The sequence below is a fragment of the Paraburkholderia sp. 2C genome (assembly GCF_054589215.1).
In genome coordinates, this window is record NZ_BAAILL010000011.1 from 74160 (window position 1) to 94096 (window position 19937).

15 protein-coding genes are annotated in these 19937 nt (G+C 63.0%); 10 read left to right on the top strand and 5 right to left on the bottom strand.

Annotated elements, in window-relative coordinates:
* Positions 1–172: 172 nt before the first annotated feature.
* Positions 173–2008, top strand: a complete 1836-nt coding sequence (asnB, locus tag ACYPXD_RS01830) for an asparagine synthase (glutamine-hydrolyzing) (RefSeq protein ID WP_459706782.1) — start codon at positions 173–175, stop codon at positions 2006–2008.
* Between the two features lie 127 nt (positions 2009–2135).
* Here the strand turns inward: asnB and ACYPXD_RS01835 are convergent, their stop codons facing one another.
* Together ACYPXD_RS01835 and ACYPXD_RS01840 are read right to left on the bottom strand one after the other, a co-directional pair.
* Complete coding sequence (locus ACYPXD_RS01835; RefSeq protein ID WP_459706784.1) at positions 2136–4316, bottom strand: malate synthase G; 2181 nt, start codon at positions 4314–4316, stop codon at positions 2136–2138.
* Positions 4317–4420: 104 nt separating this feature from the next.
* Positions 4421–4825 (bottom strand): heme-binding protein, encoded by a 405-nt coding sequence (locus ACYPXD_RS01840; RefSeq protein ID WP_459706787.1) that lies wholly within the window; start codon positions 4823–4825, stop codon positions 4421–4423.
* A 397-nt stretch (positions 4826–5222) separates the two neighbouring features.
* Between ACYPXD_RS01840 and aldA the strand changes: the two genes are divergently transcribed.
* Positions 5223–6668, top strand: coding sequence for an aldehyde dehydrogenase (aldA, locus tag ACYPXD_RS01845; protein ID WP_459706789.1), 1446 nt, complete (start codon positions 5223–5225; stop codon positions 6666–6668).
* 271 nt (positions 6669–6939) lie between these two features.
* A complete protein-coding gene (locus ACYPXD_RS01850; RefSeq protein ID WP_459706791.1) occupies positions 6940–9327 on the top strand; it encodes a phosphoketolase family protein in 2388 nt (795 codons plus the stop codon).
* A gap of 25 nt (positions 9328–9352) precedes the next feature.
* On the opposite strand, the gene ACYPXD_RS01855 is transcribed toward ACYPXD_RS01850, so the two are convergent.
* Complete coding sequence (locus ACYPXD_RS01855) at positions 9353–9790, bottom strand: hypothetical protein (protein WP_459706793.1); 438 nt, start codon at positions 9788–9790, stop codon at positions 9353–9355.
* 442 nt (positions 9791–10232) lie between these two features.
* Between ACYPXD_RS01855 and ACYPXD_RS01860 the strand changes: the two genes are divergently transcribed.
* Positions 10233–11879 (top strand): hypothetical protein, encoded by a 1647-nt coding sequence (locus ACYPXD_RS01860; protein ID WP_459706795.1) that lies wholly within the window; start codon positions 10233–10235, stop codon positions 11877–11879.
* Between the two features lie 69 nt (positions 11880–11948).
* On the opposite strand, the gene ACYPXD_RS01865 is transcribed toward ACYPXD_RS01860, so the two are convergent.
* Complete coding sequence (locus tag ACYPXD_RS01865) at positions 11949–12893, bottom strand: DMT family transporter (protein WP_459706797.1); 945 nt, start codon at positions 12891–12893, stop codon at positions 11949–11951.
* Positions 12894–13020: 127 nt separating this feature from the next.
* Between ACYPXD_RS01865 and ACYPXD_RS01870 the strand changes: the two genes are divergently transcribed.
* From ACYPXD_RS01870 to ACYPXD_RS01895, 6 genes are all read left to right on the top strand, one after another.
* The gene (locus tag ACYPXD_RS01870; protein ID WP_459706799.1) at positions 13021–13947 is read left to right on the top strand and encodes a LysR family transcriptional regulator; all 927 of its coding nucleotides are present in this window, start codon (positions 13021–13023) and stop codon (positions 13945–13947) included.
* A 229-nt stretch (positions 13948–14176) separates the two neighbouring features.
* Positions 14177–14545, top strand: a complete 369-nt coding sequence (locus ACYPXD_RS01875; RefSeq protein ID WP_459706801.1) for a YciI family protein — start codon at positions 14177–14179, stop codon at positions 14543–14545.
* Positions 14542–15795, top strand: coding sequence for an RNA polymerase sigma factor (locus tag ACYPXD_RS01880; RefSeq protein WP_459706803.1), 1254 nt, complete (start codon positions 14542–14544; stop codon positions 15793–15795). Before ACYPXD_RS01875 ends, ACYPXD_RS01880 begins: the two co-directional genes overlap by 4 nt.
* Before the next feature lie 228 nt (positions 15796–16023).
* Positions 16024–16959 carry a hypothetical protein gene (locus ACYPXD_RS01885; RefSeq protein WP_459706805.1) on the top strand — a complete coding sequence of 312 codons (936 nt, stop codon included), beginning with the start codon at positions 16024–16026 and terminating at the stop codon, positions 16957–16959.
* 78 nt (positions 16960–17037) lie between these two features.
* Positions 17038–17610 (top strand): OsmC family protein, encoded by a 573-nt coding sequence (locus ACYPXD_RS01890; RefSeq protein ID WP_459706807.1) that lies wholly within the window; start codon positions 17038–17040, stop codon positions 17608–17610.
* A 71-nt stretch (positions 17611–17681) separates the two neighbouring features.
* On the top strand, positions 17682–18779 hold the full coding sequence (locus ACYPXD_RS01895; protein WP_459706809.1) for a GlxA family transcriptional regulator: 1098 nt from the start codon (positions 17682–17684) through the stop codon (positions 18777–18779).
* 122 nt (positions 18780–18901) lie between these two features.
* Here the strand turns inward: ACYPXD_RS01895 and ACYPXD_RS01900 are convergent, their stop codons facing one another.
* Positions 18902–19936, bottom strand: a complete 1035-nt coding sequence (locus tag ACYPXD_RS01900) for an NAD(P)-dependent alcohol dehydrogenase (protein ID WP_459706811.1) — start codon at positions 19934–19936, stop codon at positions 18902–18904.
* Position 19937 lies beyond the last annotated feature (1 nt).

Below are 19937 nucleotides of genomic sequence, written 5' to 3' on the forward strand. Positions count from 1 at the left end.
TGCGCCGATGAGCCTGAATATCGAAGCGTTTGCGCAACAGCATTTATTGCTTAAGGCTCTGTTAACCAACGAGCGCGACGCGTTTGCGCAGACGCATGTTCCGTCGCATCGCTGTCGAGGAATTCGCACGTCGTCGAAGCGTTATCCGTACATGTGACAGCGAGGAGAGCGTATGTGCGGTATCGCAGGCTGGATCGATTACGAACGCGACCTGAACAACGAGCGGCCCATCATCGAAACGATGACGCACACGATGGCCTTGCGCGGCCCCGACGCGCAAGGCATCTGGATCGACGCGCACGCGGCGCTCGGACATCGCCGGCTGTCCGTCATCGATCTCGAAGGCGGCGCGCAACCGATGCGCGCGATAGAAGATGGCACAACCATCGCGTGCCTCACGTATAGCGGCGAGGTCTACAACTACGTCGAACTGCGCGACACGCTGCAAAGGCGCGGGCACACGTTTCGAACGAAAAGCGACACCGAAGTGGTGTTGCGCGCGTATCTCGAATGGGGCGAAGCGTGTGCGGAGCGCTTCGTCGGCATGTTCGCGTTGGCGATCTGGGATGTCCGCAAAGCACAATTGCTGCTTGTGCGCGACCGGCTCGGCGTAAAGCCGCTGTTTTACCAGCCGTTCGGCCGCGGCGTACTGTTCGGCTCCGAACCGAAAGCGATTCTCGCGCATCCGGACATGCGCCCGCGCGTGGGACTCGACGGTTTGCGGCGCGCGCTCAGCGTCACCCGCATGCCCGGCGACGCGATCTACGACGGCATGCACGAAGTGAAGCCCGGCCATAGCGTGCGCGTATCGCGCGATGGACTGACCGAGCGTTGCTACTGGAAACTCGAAGCGCGCGAGCACACCGATTCGCTCGACCTCACCATCGAAACCGTGCGCGCGCATCTCGAGCGCATCATCGGGCAGCAAACCGTTTGCGATGTGCCGCTGTGCAGCCTGCTGTCGGGCGGCCTCGATTCGTCGGCGGTCACCGCGCTCGCAGATACACGCGTACGGCAACGCGACGGCCATGCGGTGCGCACCTACTCGGTCGATTTCGTCGATCGCGGCCTGCCGTTCGGCGCGGATCACTCGCGCGATTCGCGCGATACGCCGTTCGTGCGCGCGTTCGTCGAACAGTTGCGCACGCAACATACGGAGATCGTGCTCGATACGGCGCAGGTGGCCGATCCTGAAGTACGGCGCGCGGTCGTCGATGCGTACGATGCGAACTGGAAAATCGGCAGCGATATGTGTCCGTCGGCGTATCTGCTGTTCAGCGCGGTGCGCCGCGACTCGACTGTCGCGCTTTCAGGCGAAGCGGCCGACGAAGTGTTCGGCGGCTATCGCTGGCATCATCAGCCGCACTTCCTCGATGCAAAGACGCTGCCATGGAAAATGGGCCTCGCGGACCCCGCGCGCGTGCTGACGCCCGATCTGCGCGACGCGCTGCGCGTCCCCGAATACTGGGCCGATACGCACGATCAGGTCTGCAGTGCGACGCCCGCGCTGCCCGGCGAAAGCGCGCTCGCCAAACGCAGACGCGAGCTTTCCTTTCTCGGTCTGACCTGCTGGCTGCCGAATCTGCTCGACCGCAAGGATCGCCTGAGCATGGCGGTCGGCCTCGAAGTGCGCGTGCCGTACTGCGATCACGAACTGGTGCAGTACATGTTCAACGTGCCGTGGGAAATGAAGCGCTTCGATGGGCGCGAGAAGAGCCTGTTGCGCGCCGCCTGCCGGGACATGCTGCCCGATGCGATTCTGAAGCGCACGAAAAGCGCGTATCCGGCGACGCAGGACCCCGCCTATGAACGGATGCTGCAGCAGAGCATGGCCGCTTTGCTCGCCAAACCTTCGCCGCACGTGCAACGCCTGTTCGACCGCGACGCGATGCGCAGTCTGATCGATAAGCCGGTGGGAGAAGTCAGCATCAACTGGAACAGAGTCGACGTCGATCACACGCTGGCGCTTGCCGACTGGCTCGAGCGCTACGACGTCGAGATTGTGTGAGCTTGCCGGAACGGGAACGCATGCTTGCGCTGCTCACCGGCGCGGGCCACGCCGGCCGGTGAGCGGATTGACGCATCGAACGGCACGCAACGCGAACGGCGCGTTCGTTCGCGCGTGCTTCAGTGCCTCAGCCCTTCGCCTTCAGCTCGAGCCGGAACTTGTGCAGCAGCGGTTCCGTATAGCCGCTCGGCTGCTCACGCCCTTCGAACACGAGCGCGCACGCGGCCTTGAACGCAAGCGACGCGTCGTAGTTCGGCGCCATCGGCTGGTAGTGCGGATCGCCCGCATTCTGCTGATCGACCATCTTCGCCATGCGGCGGAACGTGTCTTCCACCTGCTCGCGCGTAACGACGCCGTGATGCAGCCAGTTCGCGATATGCTGGCTCGAGATACGCAGCGTCGCGCGGTCTTCCATCAAGCCGACGTTATGGATGTCGGGCACCTTCGAGCAGCCGACGCCCTGATCGATCCAGCGCACCACATAGCCGAGAATGCCCTGCGCGTTGTTCTCGATCTCCTGACGGATCTCGTCCGCGCTCCACTGCGCCTTTTCGACCACCGGCACCGTCAGCAGGCCGCCCAGCAGTTCGTCGCGCACGCTCGCGTAATCGGTGCGCTCGAGTTGCTGCTGAACCGCCTGCACATCGACCTGGTGGTAATGCAGCGCATGCAACGTCGCCGCGGTCGGCGACGGCACCCAGGCCGTGTTCGCGCCGGCCTTCGGATGCACGACTTTCTGCTCGAGCATCGCGGCCATCAGGTCCGGCATCGCCCACATGCCCTTGCCGATCTGCGCGCGGCCACGCAGGCCTGCCGCAAGACCAACGAGCACATTGCTGCGCTCATAGGCGGCAATCCACGCGGTCGACTTCATATCGCCCTTGCGCAGCATCGGACCCGCTTCCATCGACGTATGCATCTCGTCGCCGGTGCGGTCGAGGAAGCCCGTGTTGATAAACGCGACACGCGCCGACGCCTGACCGATACACGCGAGCAGGTTCACGCTCGTGCGGCGCTCTTCGTCCATGATGCCCATCTTCATCGTGTTGCGCGTCAGACCGAGCACGTCTTCGACGCGGCCGAACAGCTCGTTGGCGAACGCGACTTCATCGGGCCCGTGCATCTTCGGCTTCACGATATAGATCGAGCCCGTGCGCGAGTTCAGCTTGTGCTTGCGATCGTGCAGCGCGCACAACGTGGTGATCATGCCGTCGAGAATGCCTTCCGGAATCTCGTTGCCGTCGCGATCGAGCACCGACGGGTTCGTCATCAGATGGCCGACGTTGCGGATAAACAGCAGCGAGCGGCCGTGCAGCGTGAGCTTCGAGCCGTCCGCGCGCTGATATTCGCGGTCCGCATTCAGGCGCCGCGTGAAGGTCTTGCCGCCCTTCGTCACCGCTTCGGTCAGCGTGCCGTTCATGAGGCCGAGCCAGTTGCGATAGAGCTCGACCTTGTCGTCGGCGTCGACGGCGGCCACCGAGTCTTCGCAATCGATGATCGTCGTGACCGCCGCTTCGACCAGCACATCCTTGACATGCGCGGCATCGGTCTTGCCGATCGAATCGGCCGCGTCGATCTGGATTTCGAAGTGCAGGCCGTTGTGCTTGAGCAGCACGGCGGACGGCGCCGCCGCGTCGCCCTGGAAGCCGACGAACTGTGCGGCATCGCGCAGCGCGCTGCTGCCGCTCTTCAACGTCACGACGAGCTTGCCGCCTTCGACCGCATAACGCGTCGCATCGGCGTGCGAACCGTTCGCGAGCGGCGCCGCCTGATCGAGGAACGCGCGCGCGTAAGCGATCACACGTGCGCCGCGCGCCGGGTTGAAGCCGGCCTTGCGTTCGGCGCCGTCGGTATCGGGAATCGCATCGGTGCCGTAAAGCGCGTCATAGAGGCTGCCCCAGCGTGCATTCGCCGCGTTCAGCGCATAGCGCGCGTTGGACAGCGGCACCACGAGCTGCGGGCCGGCCTGCTCGGCAATCTCGGTATCGACGTGGTCGGTCGTGGCCTGCACGCGCGTCGGCGACGGCACGATGTAACCGATGTCTTCGAGGAACGCGCGATACGCCTTCGCGTCGCGCACCGGTCCCGGATGCGCGCGGTGCCACGTGTCGAGTTCGCGCTGCAGGCGCTCGCGCTCGGCGAGCAGCGCGCGGTTCTTCGGCGCGAGGTCGTGCACGAGCTTGTCGAAGCCGGCCCAGAACGCGGCGCTTTCGACGCCGGTGCCCGGCAGCGCTTCCTTTTCGATGAACTGGTCGAGATTGGCGGCCACTTGCAGGCCGCCGCGCTGAATCATCTTTGGCTGAGTCATTGTCGCTACTTCCTGTCTGCTGTTTCGTTGGGGCGAGTGGGATACCGCTTGAATTCCGCTTGAATTCCGCTAACCGACGGCGCGCGGGCTGGGCGCGTGATCCGTCAGCCGGCAACGCTTTGTACGCTGGCGCGGGCAATCTGCGCATCTTCGGGCGCTTTCACACCGGACACGCCGACGGCGCCCACCACCTGGCCGTCGACCACGATCGGCACGCCGCCTTCGAGCGCACCGGCAAGCGGCGCGGACAGAAACGCGGTACGGCCGCCGTTGATCATGTCCTCATACTGTTTCGATTCACGGCGCCCGAGTGCCGCGGTGCGGGCCTTTTCGGTCGCGATGTAGGCGCCGATCGGCGCGCAGCCGTCGAGGCGCAGGAGCCCGAGGAGATGGCCCCCGTCGTCGGCAACCGCAATCGTGACGGCCCATTTGTTCTTCTCGGCCTCGGCCCGGGCTGCGTCCAGAATGCGCGTCGTTTCGGCGATGGAAAGCATGGGCTTGCTCAACATATTCGATTTTCCTTTCGATTATAGATTTGCACTATTTACCACAGGCAATGGCCGTTCCCGTTCAATCACAGCCGTGCCCCACGTCCGGAACGCGGCCCGAAGCATCTGGCCCAAAGTGCGCGTTCCGAAACACGGGTTCGGGGGCGAGAGTACCACTTTGAAATGCGTTTTGTGTACCGGGCGGGCAGTCGAAAGCCGCATGACAGCGGGCGGCCCCGACCGGATATTGCCCGGATGTCGCCCGATGTCGACGATTGTTGCGCGAATTCGGCGCAACGTTTGCGGCCCATACGAGTCTATCGTGAGCATTCGATGCGCACGCATCGGATCAACGCCGCGCGCGATGCGGCACGCTTCGCGCACAGGGCGGCAACCCCTCAGCCAAAGGTGACCACGCATGAGTACGACCCAACAGTATTCGCTTTTCATCAACGGCGACTGGATGCAATCGCCAGGCGCCGAGCGCCTGACGATACGCAGTCCCGCGACCGGCGAGACAATCGCCACCGTCATCGATGCCACCGATGCCGACGTCGATCGCGCAGTCGCAGCGGCGCAAGCCGCGTTTCCCGCATGGAGCCGCCGCACCGCGCTCGAGCGCGCCGATTGCCTGCTGCGCCTCAATGAACTGATGCAGCGCGACCGCGAGCGCCTCGCCCGCCTGCTCACGAAAGAGGTGGGCAAACCGATCCGCGAAGCGCGCGGTGAAATCGACTTTGCCATTCAGTTGAACCGTTTTGCTGCCGAAAACGCACGCCGCATCGAAGGCGATATCGTGCCGGGCAGCCGCCCCGGCGAAAAAATCCTGATCGAAAAGTTGCCGCACGGCGTGATCGGCGGCATTACCGCATGGAATTTTCCGGCCGCCCTGCTTGCTCGCAAAGTGGCGCCCGCGATCGCGGCCGGTAATACGATCGTGCTCAAGCCGCATGAGCTGACGCCGGTGACGTCGCTTGAAATCGGCAAGCTGATCGCCGAGGCCGGCATTCCGGCGGGCGTCGTCAATATTGTGAGCGGCGGCATCCGCACCGGCGAACGGCTCGTGACGCACCCCGCCATCAAGCTGATCACGATGACGGGCAGCACGCGTGCCGGCAAGCAGATCATGGCCGCCGCCGCGCCCACGCTGAAGGAAGTTCGACTCGAACTCGGCGGTAAGGCGCCGTTTATCGTGCTGGCCGATGCGGACCTCGAACTCGCGGCAACGGCCGCCGTCGAAGCGCGCTTTCTGAACGCGGGCCAGGTGTGCACCGCGAACGAGCGCACGTACGTGCATGAAGCCGTCTACGACCGCTTCCTCGAACTCGTCACGAAGAAGATCAAGGCCATGAAAGTCGGCGACCCCGATGACGAAGCGACCGATATGGGCCCGAAGGTCAGCAAGATCGAAGTCGAAAAGGTCGATGCAATGGTTTCGAAAGCCGTGCAGCAAGGCGCGAAAGTGCATATCGGCGGCGCGCGCCTGACGGGCGGTCTCTACGATCAGGGCCATTTCTATCAGCCGACGCTGCTGACGGGCGTGACGCACCAGATGGATATCGTGCGCTCCGAAGTGTTCGGTCCTGTCGTCTCCGTGCTGAAAATAAAGAACTTCGACGAAGCACTGGAATTCGCCAACGATTCGAACTATGGCCTCTCGGCGTATCTGTTTACGAAAGACATCGGCGTGCTGATGCGTACGTCCGCGGAACTGAACTTCGGTGAAATCTATGTGAACCGGACCAACGGCGAAGCGCCGCAGGGCTTTCATCACGGCTACGGCGATAGCGGCCTCGGCGGTGAAGACGGCAAATACGGTCTGGAGGCGTATGTGCGCACGAAGACGATCTATCTGAACGCGTAACGCTTCGGTGTCACGCTTATGTAGCGCTTCACCGCGCTTGCTTCGTCCGATGCAGACCGCCGTGCACTTGCGGCAGTCTGCTTCAGATCAAGAAACGACCGCGCGATCCGGTCGAAAAATTGCGAAGCGCATCCTATGATTAGTAACTTGCCCAGCGTCGCGAGTCTCCGCGGCGGCGCTGCCTGACGTTCATCCGCGGTCACCCGCGGTCATCCGCGACGCATTGCCGCGCGTGCCTGCGTCGCGACACCCGCACACGGAGGCATACGCCATGGCCGACGACGCTCCTCTCGCCCCCTCCCCGCTGCAGTCCGAAGAATTACGTAACATGGACCGCTACTGGCGGGCCTGCAATTATCTCTCCGCCGGCATGATTTACCTGCGCGCCAACCCGCTATTGCGCAAGCCGCTCGAGGCCGCCCATATCAAACGCCGCCTGCTCGGCCACTGGGGGTCCGACCCAGGGCAAAGTTTTCTGCTCGTGCATCTGAATCGCGCGATCAGGCAGCGCGATCTGAACATGATCTATATCTCGGGCCCGGGGCACGGCGCACCGGCCACGCTCGCGAATAGCTACCTCGAAGGGCGCTACTCGGAAATCTATCCGGACCGCAGCGAAACCGAGGAAGGCATGGAGCAGTTCTTCCGGCTGTTCTCGTTTCCGGGCGGCATCGGCTCGCACTGCACGCCTGAAACGCCCGGATCGATTCATGAAGGCGGCGAACTCGGGTACAGCATTTCGCACGCGTATGGCGCGGCCTTCGACAACCCGGACCTGATCGTGACCGTCGCGGTCGGCGACGGCGAAGCGGAAACCGGGCCGCTCGCCACGTCATGGCATTCGAACAAATTTCTGAATCCGGTGCGAGACGGCGCCGTGCTGCCTGTGCTTCATCTGAACGGCTACAAGATCGCGAACCCGACCATTCTCGCGCGCATTCCGCAAGAGGAACTCGAAGCGCTGATGACAGGCTACGGTTACAAGCCCTATTTCGTCGCAGGCGACGACCCGGCGGCGATGCATCAGAAGATGGCCGCGACGCTCGATCGCTGCCTCGACGAGATCCATACGATCCAGCACAACGCGCGCACGCAAGGCATCCGCAACCGGCCGCGCTGGCCGATGATCGTGCTGCGCACGCCGAAGGGCTGGACCGGGCCGCGCGAACTCGGCGGCCACCAGCTGGAAGGATCGTGGCGCGCCCACCAGGTGCCGATCGCCGATCCGGCGACCAATCGCGAAAGCCTGCGCGCAGTCGAAGCGTGGCTGAAGAGCTACGAGCCCGAGACGCTGTTCGACGAAGCAGGACGCCTCGTCGAAGAACTGCGCGCGCTCGCGCCGGCCGGCGAGCGCCGTATCAGCGCGAATCCGCATGCAAACGGCGGCGCGCTCTGCAAGGCGCTCGATCTGCCGCCGTTTCAGGAATACGCGATGACGGTGAAAAAGCCCGCCAGCGAATACGTGTCGCCCACCGACGTGCTCGGCCATTTCCTGCGCGACGTGATGCGCCGGAATATGACGAACTTCCGCGTATTCGGCCCCGACGAAACCGCGAGCAACAAGCTCACCGCGATTTACGAAGTATCGAAGAAAACCTGGCTGGCCGAGCTCAAGGACAGCGACGCGGACGGCGGCGAACTCGCCGTCGACGGCCGCGTGATGGAGATGCTCAGCGAACACACGCTCGAGGGCTGGCTCGAAGGCTATACGCTGACGGGCCGCCACGGGCTCTTCGCGACTTACGAAGCGTTCGTGCATGTGATCGACTCGATGTTCAACCAGCACGCGAAGTGGCTCGAAAAAGCGAAGCGCGAGTTGCGCTGGCGGCAGCCGGTACCGGCGTTGAACCTGCTGATCACGTCGCTGGTCTGGCGGCAGGACCATAACGGCTTCACGCACCAGGACCCCGGCTTTCTCGATGTCGTCACGAACAAGAGCCCTGACGTCGTGCGCATTTATCTGCCGCCCGATGCGAATTGCCTGCTGAGCGTCGCCGACCACTGCCTGCGTTCGCGCGATTACGTGAATGTGATTGTCGCGGACAAGCAGCCGCATTTGCAGTACCTCGATATGAATACCGCGATCGCGCACTGCACGAAGGGCATCGGCATCTGGCCGTGGGCCTCGACCGATCAGGGCTTCGAGCCCGACGTCGTGATTGCGTGCGCGGGCGACATCGCGACGATGGAAGCGCTCGCGGCCGTCGAGATACTCAAAGGCTGGTTCCCGGACCTGAAGATCCGCTTCGTGAATGTGGTCGACCTGTTCCGCCTGATGCCCGATACCGACCATCCGCATGGCCTGTCGTCACGCGATTTCGACTCGCTGTTCACGACCAGCAAGCCGGTGATTTTCAATTTCCATTCGTACGCGTCGCTCGTGCACAAGCTGACGTACAGGCGCACGAACCACGACAATATTCACGTGCACGGCTATGCGGAGAAAGGCAACATCAATACGCCGCTCGAGCTCGCGATGATCAACGGCATCGACCGCTTTACGCTGGCGATCGATGCGATCGACCGCGTGCCGCGCCTGCGCGGTATCGGCGACCATGCGAAGGAGCGGCTGCGCGACCAGAAGATCGAGCACCTCAATTACGCGCACACCGAGGGCATCGATCGCGAGGAGATTCGCGACTGGCGCTGGAAGGGGTGAGCGCGGGTTCAGTGAGCGCTTTGTCTCACCGCAGTGGGGTCGCGTGTTCGGCGAGCAGTTTGGCGTAGTACACGCGGCCCGCTTGCCGATGCGCATCGAACGCAAAGCCGAGCGACAGCATGTCGTGCATATCGTCGGCCGTGATTTTCATCACATAGCTGTGCTCCGTCGCGACGAGGCGGCAGTCCTGCGGCGCCTGACCGGCGCTGAACCACTTGCCGGGGTCCGCGTGGCCCGCGGGATACGCGCGGCCGCCGGCTTCGACCTGCCAGCCGCCATCGAGCAGAATCCAGATATCGTCCTTGTGCTCCGCGGCAGTGGTTGCGCCATCAACGATCACGCTGCCGATCCGCGCTTCCCATTCGCGCGAGTGATCGATGGTCCAGCGCAGTTGCGCATCGTTCAGCGCGGTGAAGAAAGGCGTTTTGCGCAACAGGGGCAGGTAGGTGACCGAGGGTTTCATCGTACGGCTCTCCGAAGTTTGGGCTTGCGCGTTGGCGCGATGGCCGAGCAGGTGACGGCTCAATCTTCGTTTATTCCTCGCCGATGATCATGACCTGTGGATGGCGAAGATAATTCCAGCCGCTTTAACAACTGCGCTTGCGCGAAGCGCTTCGGATACTTCATACCCGTGTCGCACAGGCCAGGGCATGGCGTGAAAGCGCTGCGCGCAGGAATGCTGTAGGGATACCGTTGGCTGGATCCGCGAGCCCTGATTAAACTCCGCTGCGCCCCTATCGCCTTTCTTAATATTCGTAATTCTTCATTCACCGGATTGACACTGATAGTTCGTAGCTTGTGTCGCGCTATATCGGCAGTGTATTCACTGCATTTATTTCATTAACCTTCGTTTAACTTAATAAACGTCAATGAAAGCGACGCTCAGATTACTTCCTATTGCAGTTATGGTTTCAGCGCTGGCCGGATGTGGCGGCGACGATCCCTCCACGCCATCGTCCAGTACCGGCGGTACCGCGCCGGGTACCGTCAGCAACTTCACACCGGGTAATCTGCTGGTCTCGCGCTCGACGTACGATCCGGCGAACGTCGTGAGCGGCACATTGCCTTTCAACGCGACGCCCGAAACCACCAATTCCGCGCCCATCGCCGCCGTCGCGCCCGGCACCTTTCCGAATGTATTCACCAACGTCGCTAACGATGCGAACTTCGGCGTCACGTCCGAGGTGCTGCTCGATCAGTGGACGCCGGGCGCAACCAGCCCCGCGCAAACGACCGACATCACATCGATGGCTGCAAAGAACCAGACGAGTTTCGCGACGAGCTTTTCGTCGAAGTCCGAACTCGCACTGAATGTTTCTCTCGATCACAAGTCCCTGACGCTGGTCGCTTACAACAGTCCGATCGACCAGCTCGATATTTCCAATAGCAATACGCCGGGTGTCGTCGATCCAACCAACAACGACATTTCAACGCCGACTTTCCGCACCGTTGCCCAGTTGAATTTCGCCGATAGCAGCATGTCGTTTACCAATACCAATGCTTTCAGCGGAGATAACGGCCGCGCGGCCGTTCTCGCCAACGGCATGTTCTACCTGGTCGGCAACGCGGGCGATTCGGGCAAAAACCCGAAGCCGACCACCGCACAACTCGATATGTTGACGACGGATACCGGCGTGCAAAGCATTGTGCCGGGCAGCACGTGTCCGTTTACGCAGGTCATCGGCGCGTTTCAATCGAGCAGCGGCGGCAGCTATAGCGTCGCGCCCGCGGGAACCGCCTGTTCGCTGGCGACCATGGGCACCATTACCGGCGGCAATTCCACGGGCGATCAGTTCGGCTTTTCGGTGACCAGTATCGGCCAGCCGGCGGACAAGACCGGCAAGGACGACAACTTCCGCGGCCTGTTCGTGGGTCCGGACGGAACCATGTTCATCACGAAGGGAAGCGGCAGTAACGGCGTCAATACCGTGTACCAGGTGGGCGCGACCGGTGCGTTGGCCAATGGCGGTCTGTTGCCGCAGAACGCTGCGATCACGATCGTTCCGGGGTTTCCGACTGCATTGGCGGCCAATACACCGCCCGCCACCAGCAACGCCGTTGTGTTTCCTTTCAGCGTCTGGATTCCGGCGTCGAACCCGTCGATCATGTTCGTCTCCGATGAAGGCGACGGCACGGCCGGCGATCAGGCATCGGGCAGCGGCGGTCTGTGGGTGTATCAGAATCAGAACGGCACGTGGGCGCCGCTGGCCCATTTGACCACCGGTCTCAATCTCGGGGTCGCCTACGCGGTGACGGATAGTCTGGGCCTGTTCGGAACCGCCGGAGCGAGCTACACCACCACACCCGACGGTCTTCGCAGCATCACGGGCGAAACCAACCCGGACGGCTCGTTCACGATCTTCGGAACGACGTCGACAGCGGGCGATAGCCTCGGCGCCAACTTCGATTCGGGTGCCGACTCGAACCAGCTGGTCAAGATCACCGTGAGCGTGAATGGCGCGACGGCCACCTCCGCATCCGGATTCAGCGTGATGCAGACAGCGCCGTTCGGTCAGGTCCTGCGCGGTGTGACGATTGTGCCTGGCGCCTGAAGCGGCGCTGTTTGCGGGCTGATGTCGATTGTTCCCTGGCCGACTAACACGGCTGACAGCGGGCGCGGCTCAAGCATCGCTTGAGACCGCGCCACGCATCTCGACCGAAGCGTTGGCGCTGCTTTGCCACGGCGCCGTCGCGAGCAAGGACGCCAACACCATCAGCGCTCCTCCCACCCAGCCCCAAACCGACAGTTGCTCGCCAAGCCACGCATAGGCGAATAACGCGCCGAACGCCGGTTCGCTTCCCATCAATAACGCCACGCGCGTGGGGCTGCTGCGCTTGACGGCGAAATTTTGCGCGAAGAATGCGAACAGCGTGCATGCCAGCACGAGGTAAACGACGCTCGTCCAGAACGTGCCATGCCCCGCTAGCGACGGCAGGGCACGCCACTGCTGCGACGCGGATACGAACCCGGACATGTACGCGGCGATCAGACTGCCGAGCGCGACGGTGCCGGCCTGAACCGCCGTCACGGACAACGGAGCGAGCGTCGATTCGCGCATCACACGCCGCGTCACGCACACCATCACCGCGCGAAGCAATGCCGCCAGAAGAATCAGCGCGTCGCCCGCGGTCGGGATAAATACGCCGCCACTGACCATGACAGCGCCCGCCAACGACAACACGACGGCCGCCCATTCGACACTCGAAGGCTTTCTGCGCAGCAGCGCCCACTCGACGAGCGGCGTGAGCACGACGCACAAACTGATCAGGAATGCTGCGTTCGACGCACGCGTCAGCGAGATACCGAACGTCTCGGCAAGCAGGATGCCTAGCAGCAGCCCACCCGTGCCGATCGCACCGGCCAGCGCGGACGCCTTGACGTGCCGCAGCGAACGCAACGCCGGCAACAGCACGACAAACGTCAGACCAAAGCGCAGCGCGAGCAGCCCTAACACGGGATAGAACACGAGCGCGACTTTTGCGACTCCATAGCTCGTACCCCACACGATTGCGACCGCCAGCAGCATCAGGTCGGATATCTGGAGCAGGCGTTTTTGCCTCGACATGGCGAACCTTCGATGTCAATTCGAATGGGCCAAATTGTCGACTATTGCGTCCAAAACTATAATCATGGCGCGCGGAACATCTTTTATGTCGCGGACGCACAAATGGCCCGATCGAGCGAGCACGACCATGAACCCCACTGAGCTTTTTGCGTTGCTGCCGGACATGGCGACGTTTGCGCGCGTCGTCGATGCGGGCAACTTCTCCGTGGCCGCGCGCGAACTGGGCACCACGCCCTCCACGGTCAGCCGGCAGATCAAACGTCTCGAAGAAGCGCTTGGCACGCGCTTGCTTGAGCGCTCGACGCGCAGCGTCCGCGTCACGGATTCGGGCGCGCAAATCTACCGGTATTGCCGCGAGATGGTCGGCGCGGCGTCGGGGGCGGTCGATGTCGCCGGGCAAGCGGTCGGCGAACCGCGCGGCAAGGTCAGCGTCAGCGCGCCGATTGCCTTTGCCCGCGCCGTGATCCATCCGCTGATCCCGGCATTCCTGCGCAGCTGGCCCGATGTCGATGTCCAGCTGGTGTTCGCCGACCGCGAGATCGATCCGTTACGCGACGACGTCGATATCGTGATCCGGCCGACCCGTTCTCCTCCCCCGGGCCTTGCCGCCCGGCGACTGGGCTCGGTGAAATGGCTGCTCTGCGCGTCGCCCGCTTATCTCGACGCGCACGGCACGCCGGCCGAGCCGCGCGATCTCGCGCGCCACGCGTGCCTGTATCTCGGAGAAACGGTCGACGACAATCGATGGCATTTCCGGCGCGGCACGGAAACCCAGTCGCTGGACGTGCGGGGACGCTATATAGCCAATCACGCGGGCGCCCGTCTCGATGCCGCGCTGCAGGATCTGGGCATTGCGAGCTTGCCCGACTTCGCCGCCGCGGATGCGCTACGGCAGGGCCACCTCGTCCAGGTTCTGGTCGACTGGGCGTTCGAGGCGCGCCTGTACATGGGGCCGGTCTGGCTGCTCTATCCGCCTAACCGCTTTCTGCCCGCGAAGGTGCGAGCGCTGATCGATCACCTCGCCGCGCACCTGCACGACGCCGTAGGCGAGTGACCCGCCGCCTGCGGCATTCAGGTCCGAACCATGCCTCGCGCTACACGGCCCGATTGCATATAGTCCACACACGCCTGTTCTCCCGCCTCGGCCTCTTCCGCGGGCCGGCGCGCGGCGCGCGACTTTTTCAACGCCGCCTGTCCATCCGCATGCCGATCGCGCGTCATTGAGATGGCGGCCGGTTTGCCGCAAGCGCAAGCACCGCCTCAACCCCAAAACGGAGGCTCATATGCAATACCTGTTGCTGATCTATTCGGAAGAAAGCCGCTGGAACCAGATGACCGACAGCGAGCGGCAGCAAGGCGTCGCCGCCTATCAGGCGTACACCGAATCGTTGCAGAAAGCGCAGGCGCTGGTCGGCGCCAACCGGCTGCAGCACACGAACACGGCCACCACGGTGCGGCTCGTCGACGCCAAACCGCAGGTGCTTGACGGACCGTTTTCCGATACGAAGGAGCAGCTCGCCGGCTACTACCTGATCGACGTGCCCAACCTGGACGCGGCGATCGCATGGGCATCGCGCTGTCCCGGCGCGGCGCACGGCACGATGGAAGTGCGCCCGGTCTGGACTGCGCCGAAGGATGCGCGCTCCGCATGAGTCCGTCCGGCCGCGGCCGCGATGCTGACGGCGCCGCGCATGCGATTGCCGAAGCCGTCGCGCGCCGCAGTTACGGCAAGCTCGTCGCGCTGGTGGCGATGCGCACGCGCGACGTGGCCACGGCCGAAGATGCGCTGGCCGACGCCTTTGCCGCCGCGCTCGCCGACTGGCCCGAGCGCGGCTGCCCCGCCAATCCCGAAGCATGGCTGATGACGGTGGCGCGCCGCCGGGCGATCGACGGCGCACGGCATCGCCGCGTCGGCGACGACGTGGTGAATCAGCTCGCGATTCTCGCCGACGAGATCGACGAGCACGAAACAGGCGCCTTGCCCGACCGCCGGCTTGCCCTGCTGTTCGCATGCACGCATCCGGCGCTCGAGGCGGCGATTCGCACGCCGCTGATGCTGCAAGTGGTGCTGGGGCTCGACGCGAGGACGATCGCCTGCGCGTTCCTGACCTCGCCCGCCGCGATGAGCAAGCGCCTCGTGCGGGCCAAAAACAAGATCCGCGAAGCGGGTATCCCGTTCAGCGTGCCCGAGCGCGAGGCGTTGCCCGGCCGGCTCGCGGCCGTGCTCGAAGCCGTCTATGCGGCATACACCGAAGGATGGACCGACCCGGTCGGCAGCGACACCGAGCGGCGCGATCTTGCCGGCGAGGCGCTGTTTCTGGCGGACATGCTCGCGGAGTTGCTGCCCGAGGAGCCCGAGACGCTGGGTCTTTTCGCGCTGATGCTGTACGCGCAGGCGCGGCGTGATGCGCGACGCAACGCGGCCGGCGACTATGTGCCGCTGTCGGCCCAGGATCCGGCGACATGGAACGCGGCGATGATCGACGCAGCCGACGCGCTGCTACTGCGCGCGAGCACCTTCCACGCCATCGGACGCTTTCAGCTCGAGGCCGCGCTGCAGTCGGCGCATATCCATCGCTGCCGGACGCATTGCGCGAACTGGGACGAGATCGTGCAGCTCTACGATGCGTTGTTCGCCATTACGGCGTCGCCGGTGGTCGCGGTGAACCGCGCGCTCGCCGTGGCGGAACGGGACAGCCCGCAGGCGGCGCTCGACGCGCTGGCGCCGTACGCGGACGATCCGCGCCTCGCCGACTATCAACCGTACTGGGCCGCGCGCGCCGATCTGCTCGCGCGCGCTGGCGCAACGGCCGACGCATTCGGCGCATACGAACTCGCGATCGGCCTCGCCAGCGATCCGGCCGTGCGCCGGTTCCTGCAGCGCAAGCAGATGGCACGATGAGCGTCGGGCAGCGGGACGCGAAGCCCCCGATGCCTAAGCGAAAAGGCGCGCGCTGGATAAGGTTAGTGAGACTTTCATGCAATCCGGCTGCGAACGCAAAGAGCACGCCGCTTGCCACCCGACCCGTTGGCAGAATCGGATCTGCGGTTGGTAAAACCGTCCCCTTACGCCTCTTTTGCCGCCCTTCCATACTTCGCACATCGTTAGGTCTCCCCTGAAGGTGGCGAAATGACAGCAACTTCCTATGCAGGCGTTGACGCAGATCGTTATGGCCGTTGCATTGCAGCCTCGAAGCGCGTGCGATGGGACATCGATCGGGACGTTATCCGCGCGCGCTCATTCGATACCACGCAGAAATTCCTGCCCGACGGATTGACGCTGCTTGCGGATGTCGATTGGCTATCGGCCGATGACAAGCGGTACCTGAGCCAGATTCAAGGCCGAACCTACGCGAATATGTTTGGCCTCGTCGAACGCTTTATCAACGCGAAGATTCTCGAGATCACCAACGACCATTGGCTCGGCAATCAGACCGTGCTCGAATCGCTGGTGCGCTTCAGCGACGAGGAGCTCAAGCATCAGGCGTTATTTCGTCGTATCGAATTGCTGATTGCCGAAGGCATGCCGCCGGGGTACTCGTTCGCGTGGAACGCGGACGAGATCGGCACGGCCGTCTTGCGCAAAAGTACGTGGGCGGTGCTTGGGCTGACACTGCTCATCGAGCTGTTTACGCAGGTTCATTATCGCCAAAGCATCGAACCGGACGGCGACCTGTCGCCGCTCTTCAAGGACGTCTTTCTTTTCCACTGGAAAGAGGAAAGTCAGCACGCCATTCTCGATGAACTCGAATGGGTGCGCGTCGATTCGATGACGACCGACGCGGCCCGCGATATCGCGGTTGACGAACTGATCGAACTCGTTATGGCGGTCGATGGCGTCGTGCAGGGACAGGCGGCAGCAGACTGCCATTACTTCAAGCTGAACTGCGCACGCGCGCTTAGCCATGCCGAGGAAACGAAGCTGCAGGCTCTGCTGCTCGATGCCTACCGTTTTCAGTACATCTTTTCGGGCGCACGCCACGCCGAATTTTCAGGCGTGTTGACCCGTCTGACGACGCGTGAACAAAGCGAGCGCTTTTTCGCCGCGATCGACGCACTCCGGTAGGCAGCGGCACCGGCTCACTGCCGGCCAATGTCTACCGCCCTTTCGTTACCACTCTTCAAGTCACGGAGACAAATGAACATGAACGATTCCAGTCACGCCACGCAAGGCGATATCGTCAATGGAATTAACGCCGACGACGTCCGCACGCTTATCGACGAGATCGAGACCGATGCCGGCCGGGGCATGACACACTGGCGCGTGAGCAGCCGCTGGCAAGGCGGGACACGCAGCCAGTCCAGGATCGATTCGTTCGATATCGGCGGAACCACGGTGCCGCGCTCGTTCAGTATCGACATCGACGAGCCCGCCGAACTGGGCGGCACCAACACCTATGCGAACCCCCAGGAATACCTGCTTGCCGCCCTCAACGCCTGCATGACGGTGGGATATGCGGCCGTTTGCGCGCTTCATGGGATCAGCATCCGCAAGCTCGAGATCGTCACCGAAGGGGACATCGACCTGCGCGGTTTCCTCGGAATCTCAAAAGATGTCGCGCGAGGCTATGAATCGCTCAAAAGCCGGGTCACGATCAAGGCCGATGCCACCGAGGAACAGCTGCGCGAGATCCACGCGACGGTGATGGCAAGCTCGCCCAATTTCCATAACATCACGACTGCGGTGCGGGTTGAACCGATGTTGGTGATCGAATAGCGGGCACGTCTCTACCGGCTTTCTCAAGTTCGTGTCATCTTTAAAGACCGGGAGGAACCTCGCTGCTCACGATGAGTCTGGATGACAGACTCATTTCGCGCGCGAGCGCTTTTCTTTTGTCGGAGCAGCGGCCTATGGCAAAACGTCCCAACCGTCCGGTCAGCGCCTTGATTGTTGCGGTGCCGGAGACGGCTGGGTCGGCACTTTACGGAATGGTCGACGTCCTTTCGGTTACGGGCAGCCTTTGGGAAGTAATGAACGGCACGGGCGACGAGCGCAAGCTGTTCGATACCCGAATCGTTGCGCCCTCAACCGAAACGTTCCTGTGCCGACACCGCATTCCGATTACACCTGACGTGTCGATCCACGACGATCCATCCGCGGACATTGTGATCTTGCCGGAGATCTGGTTGCGTCCCGAGGATTCGATCAAGGGGCGCTACGACGACCTGATGGAATGGCTGCGCGCGTGTTATCGCAAGGGAAGGTCGATTTACTCGGCTTGCTCCGGATCGATCATGCTAGCCGAGTCTGGACTTCTGAACGGGCGTCATGCGACGTCGCACTGGGGTTACGAAGAACTGTTCCAGCGCGAATACCCACGCGTCAAATTCGAGGCTACGCCGAATATCTGCTTCGCCGATGCGCAGGGGCGCATTGTCACGGCGGGAGGCGTCATGTCGTGGCACGACCTCGCCATCCATATCATTGCGCGACATTGCAGTCCAGGCGAGGCGGTCAATATCGCCAAGGCGTATCTGCTCAAGTGGCACGGCGAAGGGCAACTGCCGTACACGAACCTGATGAGGCGCCGTCATCATACGGACTCCGTGGTTCGGGTCTGCGAACGATGGCTGGAGAAGAATTTTCGATGCCAGGGGGCGGTGGCGGCGGCGGCGCGCGCGTCCGGCATTCCTGAACGTTCGCTCAAGCGCCGATTCCTTGCGGCGACGGGGGTGACGCTGATGGAGCATGTTCAGAGGCTGCGAATGGAAAGCGCCAAGCGCTTGCTTGAAACCAGTGCGAAATCGGTGGATGAGATCAGCAGCGAGGTCGGTTATAAGGAAACCGCGTTCTTTCGGCGGCTGTTCAAGCGGCACACGGGGCTTACGCCTACGGAATATCGGAAGATGTTTACGCCGGATATGACCAGCGCGGGTTCGAGATGAAGCGGTCAGAGGGGGGCGCTGCGCCCCTTGCAGCCGCTCGCGGTCGAAGCACCGTTCGATGTCTTCGACCGCTTCTATCGAGTCGCACAGGCGTAGCGGACGTCACGTCCCGCAACGCAAACTCACTCCATCACAATCTGCACCTTCACATCGGTCGGCTTCCCGCTTGCCGCCTCCTCAAACGCCTTGATACCCTCCGCGAACGGAAACGTTCTCGAAATAAACGGCTTTACATCGATGCGCCCCGACGCAATCAACTGAATCGCCCGCGGGAAAATATTCGCATAACGGAATACCGATTCGACGCGCGCCTCCTTGATCTGCAACGCGACCACATCGAGCGGTACCGGATTCTGCGGCATGCCCACCAGCACCAGACATCCGCCCGGACACAGCAGATCGAGAATTCCCTCGAACGCCTTGGCGCTGCCGCTCGCTTCGAGCACCACGTTCGCGCCCCACCCGTCGGTCAGCTTGTTCACCACATCCTTGACAGAGGTATTGCGAATATCCACCGTCGTTACGCCGGGCGTATTGCCGATCAACTCGAGCTTCTCCGGCACGAGATCGCAAACGATCGCACGACTGCATCCCCCGGCGAGCGCGCCAAGCGCACACATCATGCCGATGGTGCCCGCACCGAGCACCACCGCCACATCGCCCGGTTTGATCGCCGCTTTCTTCGCCGCCTGCAGACCGATCGACAACGGCTCGACAATCGCGCCTTCCGCAAAGCTCACGTTATCGGGCAGCTTGTACGTAAACGCTGCCGGATGCACGACAAACGGCGCAAGACACCCATGCACGGGCGGCGTTGCCCAGAAGCGCACTTTCGGATCGAGGTTGTACATGCCCTCGCGCGATGCACGCGATTCCATATCGGGCACGCCCGGCTCCATGCAAACCCGATCGCCGGGTTTCAGATTCGTCACTTCGTCGCCGACCTGCACGACCGTTCCCGCTGCTTCGTGCCCGAGCACCATCGGCTCCGTCACCACGAAGGGCCCGATCCGGCCGTGCTGATAGTAGTGAATGTCGCTGCCGCAAATACCGACCGTGTTGATGCGGATACGCACATCGCGCGGCCCGACCGTCTGCGGCAAGCTGAACGGCCGCAAGCTGATGCGCTGTGCGCTTTCGAGAACCAGAGCTTCCATC

Excerpts from the sequence above, each read along its gene's own strand:
- ACYPXD_RS01900 (WP_459706811.1), bottom strand. The coding sequence starts at position 19,936 with ATGGAAGCTCTGGTTCTCGAAAGCGCACAGCGCATCAGCTTGCGGCCG.
- ACYPXD_RS01875 (WP_459706801.1), top strand. The coding sequence starts at position 14,177 with ATGCAATACCTGTTGCTGATCTATTCGGAAGAAAGCCGCTGGAACCAG.
- aldA (WP_459706789.1), top strand. The coding sequence starts at position 5,223 with ATGAGTACGACCCAACAGTATTCGCTTTTCATCAACGGCGACTGGATG.
- ACYPXD_RS01850 (WP_459706791.1), top strand. The coding sequence starts at position 6,940 with ATGGCCGACGACGCTCCTCTCGCCCCCTCCCCGCTGCAGTCCGAAGAA.
- ACYPXD_RS01860 (WP_459706795.1), top strand. The coding sequence starts at position 10,233 with ATGGTTTCAGCGCTGGCCGGATGTGGCGGCGACGATCCCTCCACGCCA.
- ACYPXD_RS01870 (WP_459706799.1), top strand. The coding sequence starts at position 13,021 with ATGAACCCCACTGAGCTTTTTGCGTTGCTGCCGGACATGGCGACGTTT.
- ACYPXD_RS01840 (WP_459706787.1), bottom strand. The coding sequence starts at position 4,825 with ATGTTGAGCAAGCCCATGCTTTCCATCGCCGAAACGACGCGCATTCTG.
- ACYPXD_RS01835 (WP_459706784.1), bottom strand. The coding sequence starts at position 4,316 with ATGACTCAGCCAAAGATGATTCAGCGCGGCGGCCTGCAAGTGGCCGCC.
- ACYPXD_RS01855 (WP_459706793.1), bottom strand. The coding sequence starts at position 9,790 with ATGAAACCCTCGGTCACCTACCTGCCCCTGTTGCGCAAAACGCCTTTC.
- ACYPXD_RS01885 (WP_459706805.1), top strand. The coding sequence starts at position 16,024 with ATGACAGCAACTTCCTATGCAGGCGTTGACGCAGATCGTTATGGCCGT.
- asnB (WP_459706782.1), top strand. The coding sequence starts at position 173 with ATGTGCGGTATCGCAGGCTGGATCGATTACGAACGCGACCTGAACAAC.
- ACYPXD_RS01890 (WP_459706807.1), top strand. The coding sequence starts at position 17,038 with ATGAACGATTCCAGTCACGCCACGCAAGGCGATATCGTCAATGGAATT.
- ACYPXD_RS01865 (WP_459706797.1), bottom strand. The coding sequence starts at position 12,893 with ATGTCGAGGCAAAAACGCCTGCTCCAGATATCCGACCTGATGCTGCTG.
- ACYPXD_RS01880 (WP_459706803.1), top strand. The coding sequence starts at position 14,542 with ATGAGTCCGTCCGGCCGCGGCCGCGATGCTGACGGCGCCGCGCATGCG.
- ACYPXD_RS01895 (WP_459706809.1), top strand. The coding sequence starts at position 17,682 with ATGAGTCTGGATGACAGACTCATTTCGCGCGCGAGCGCTTTTCTTTTG.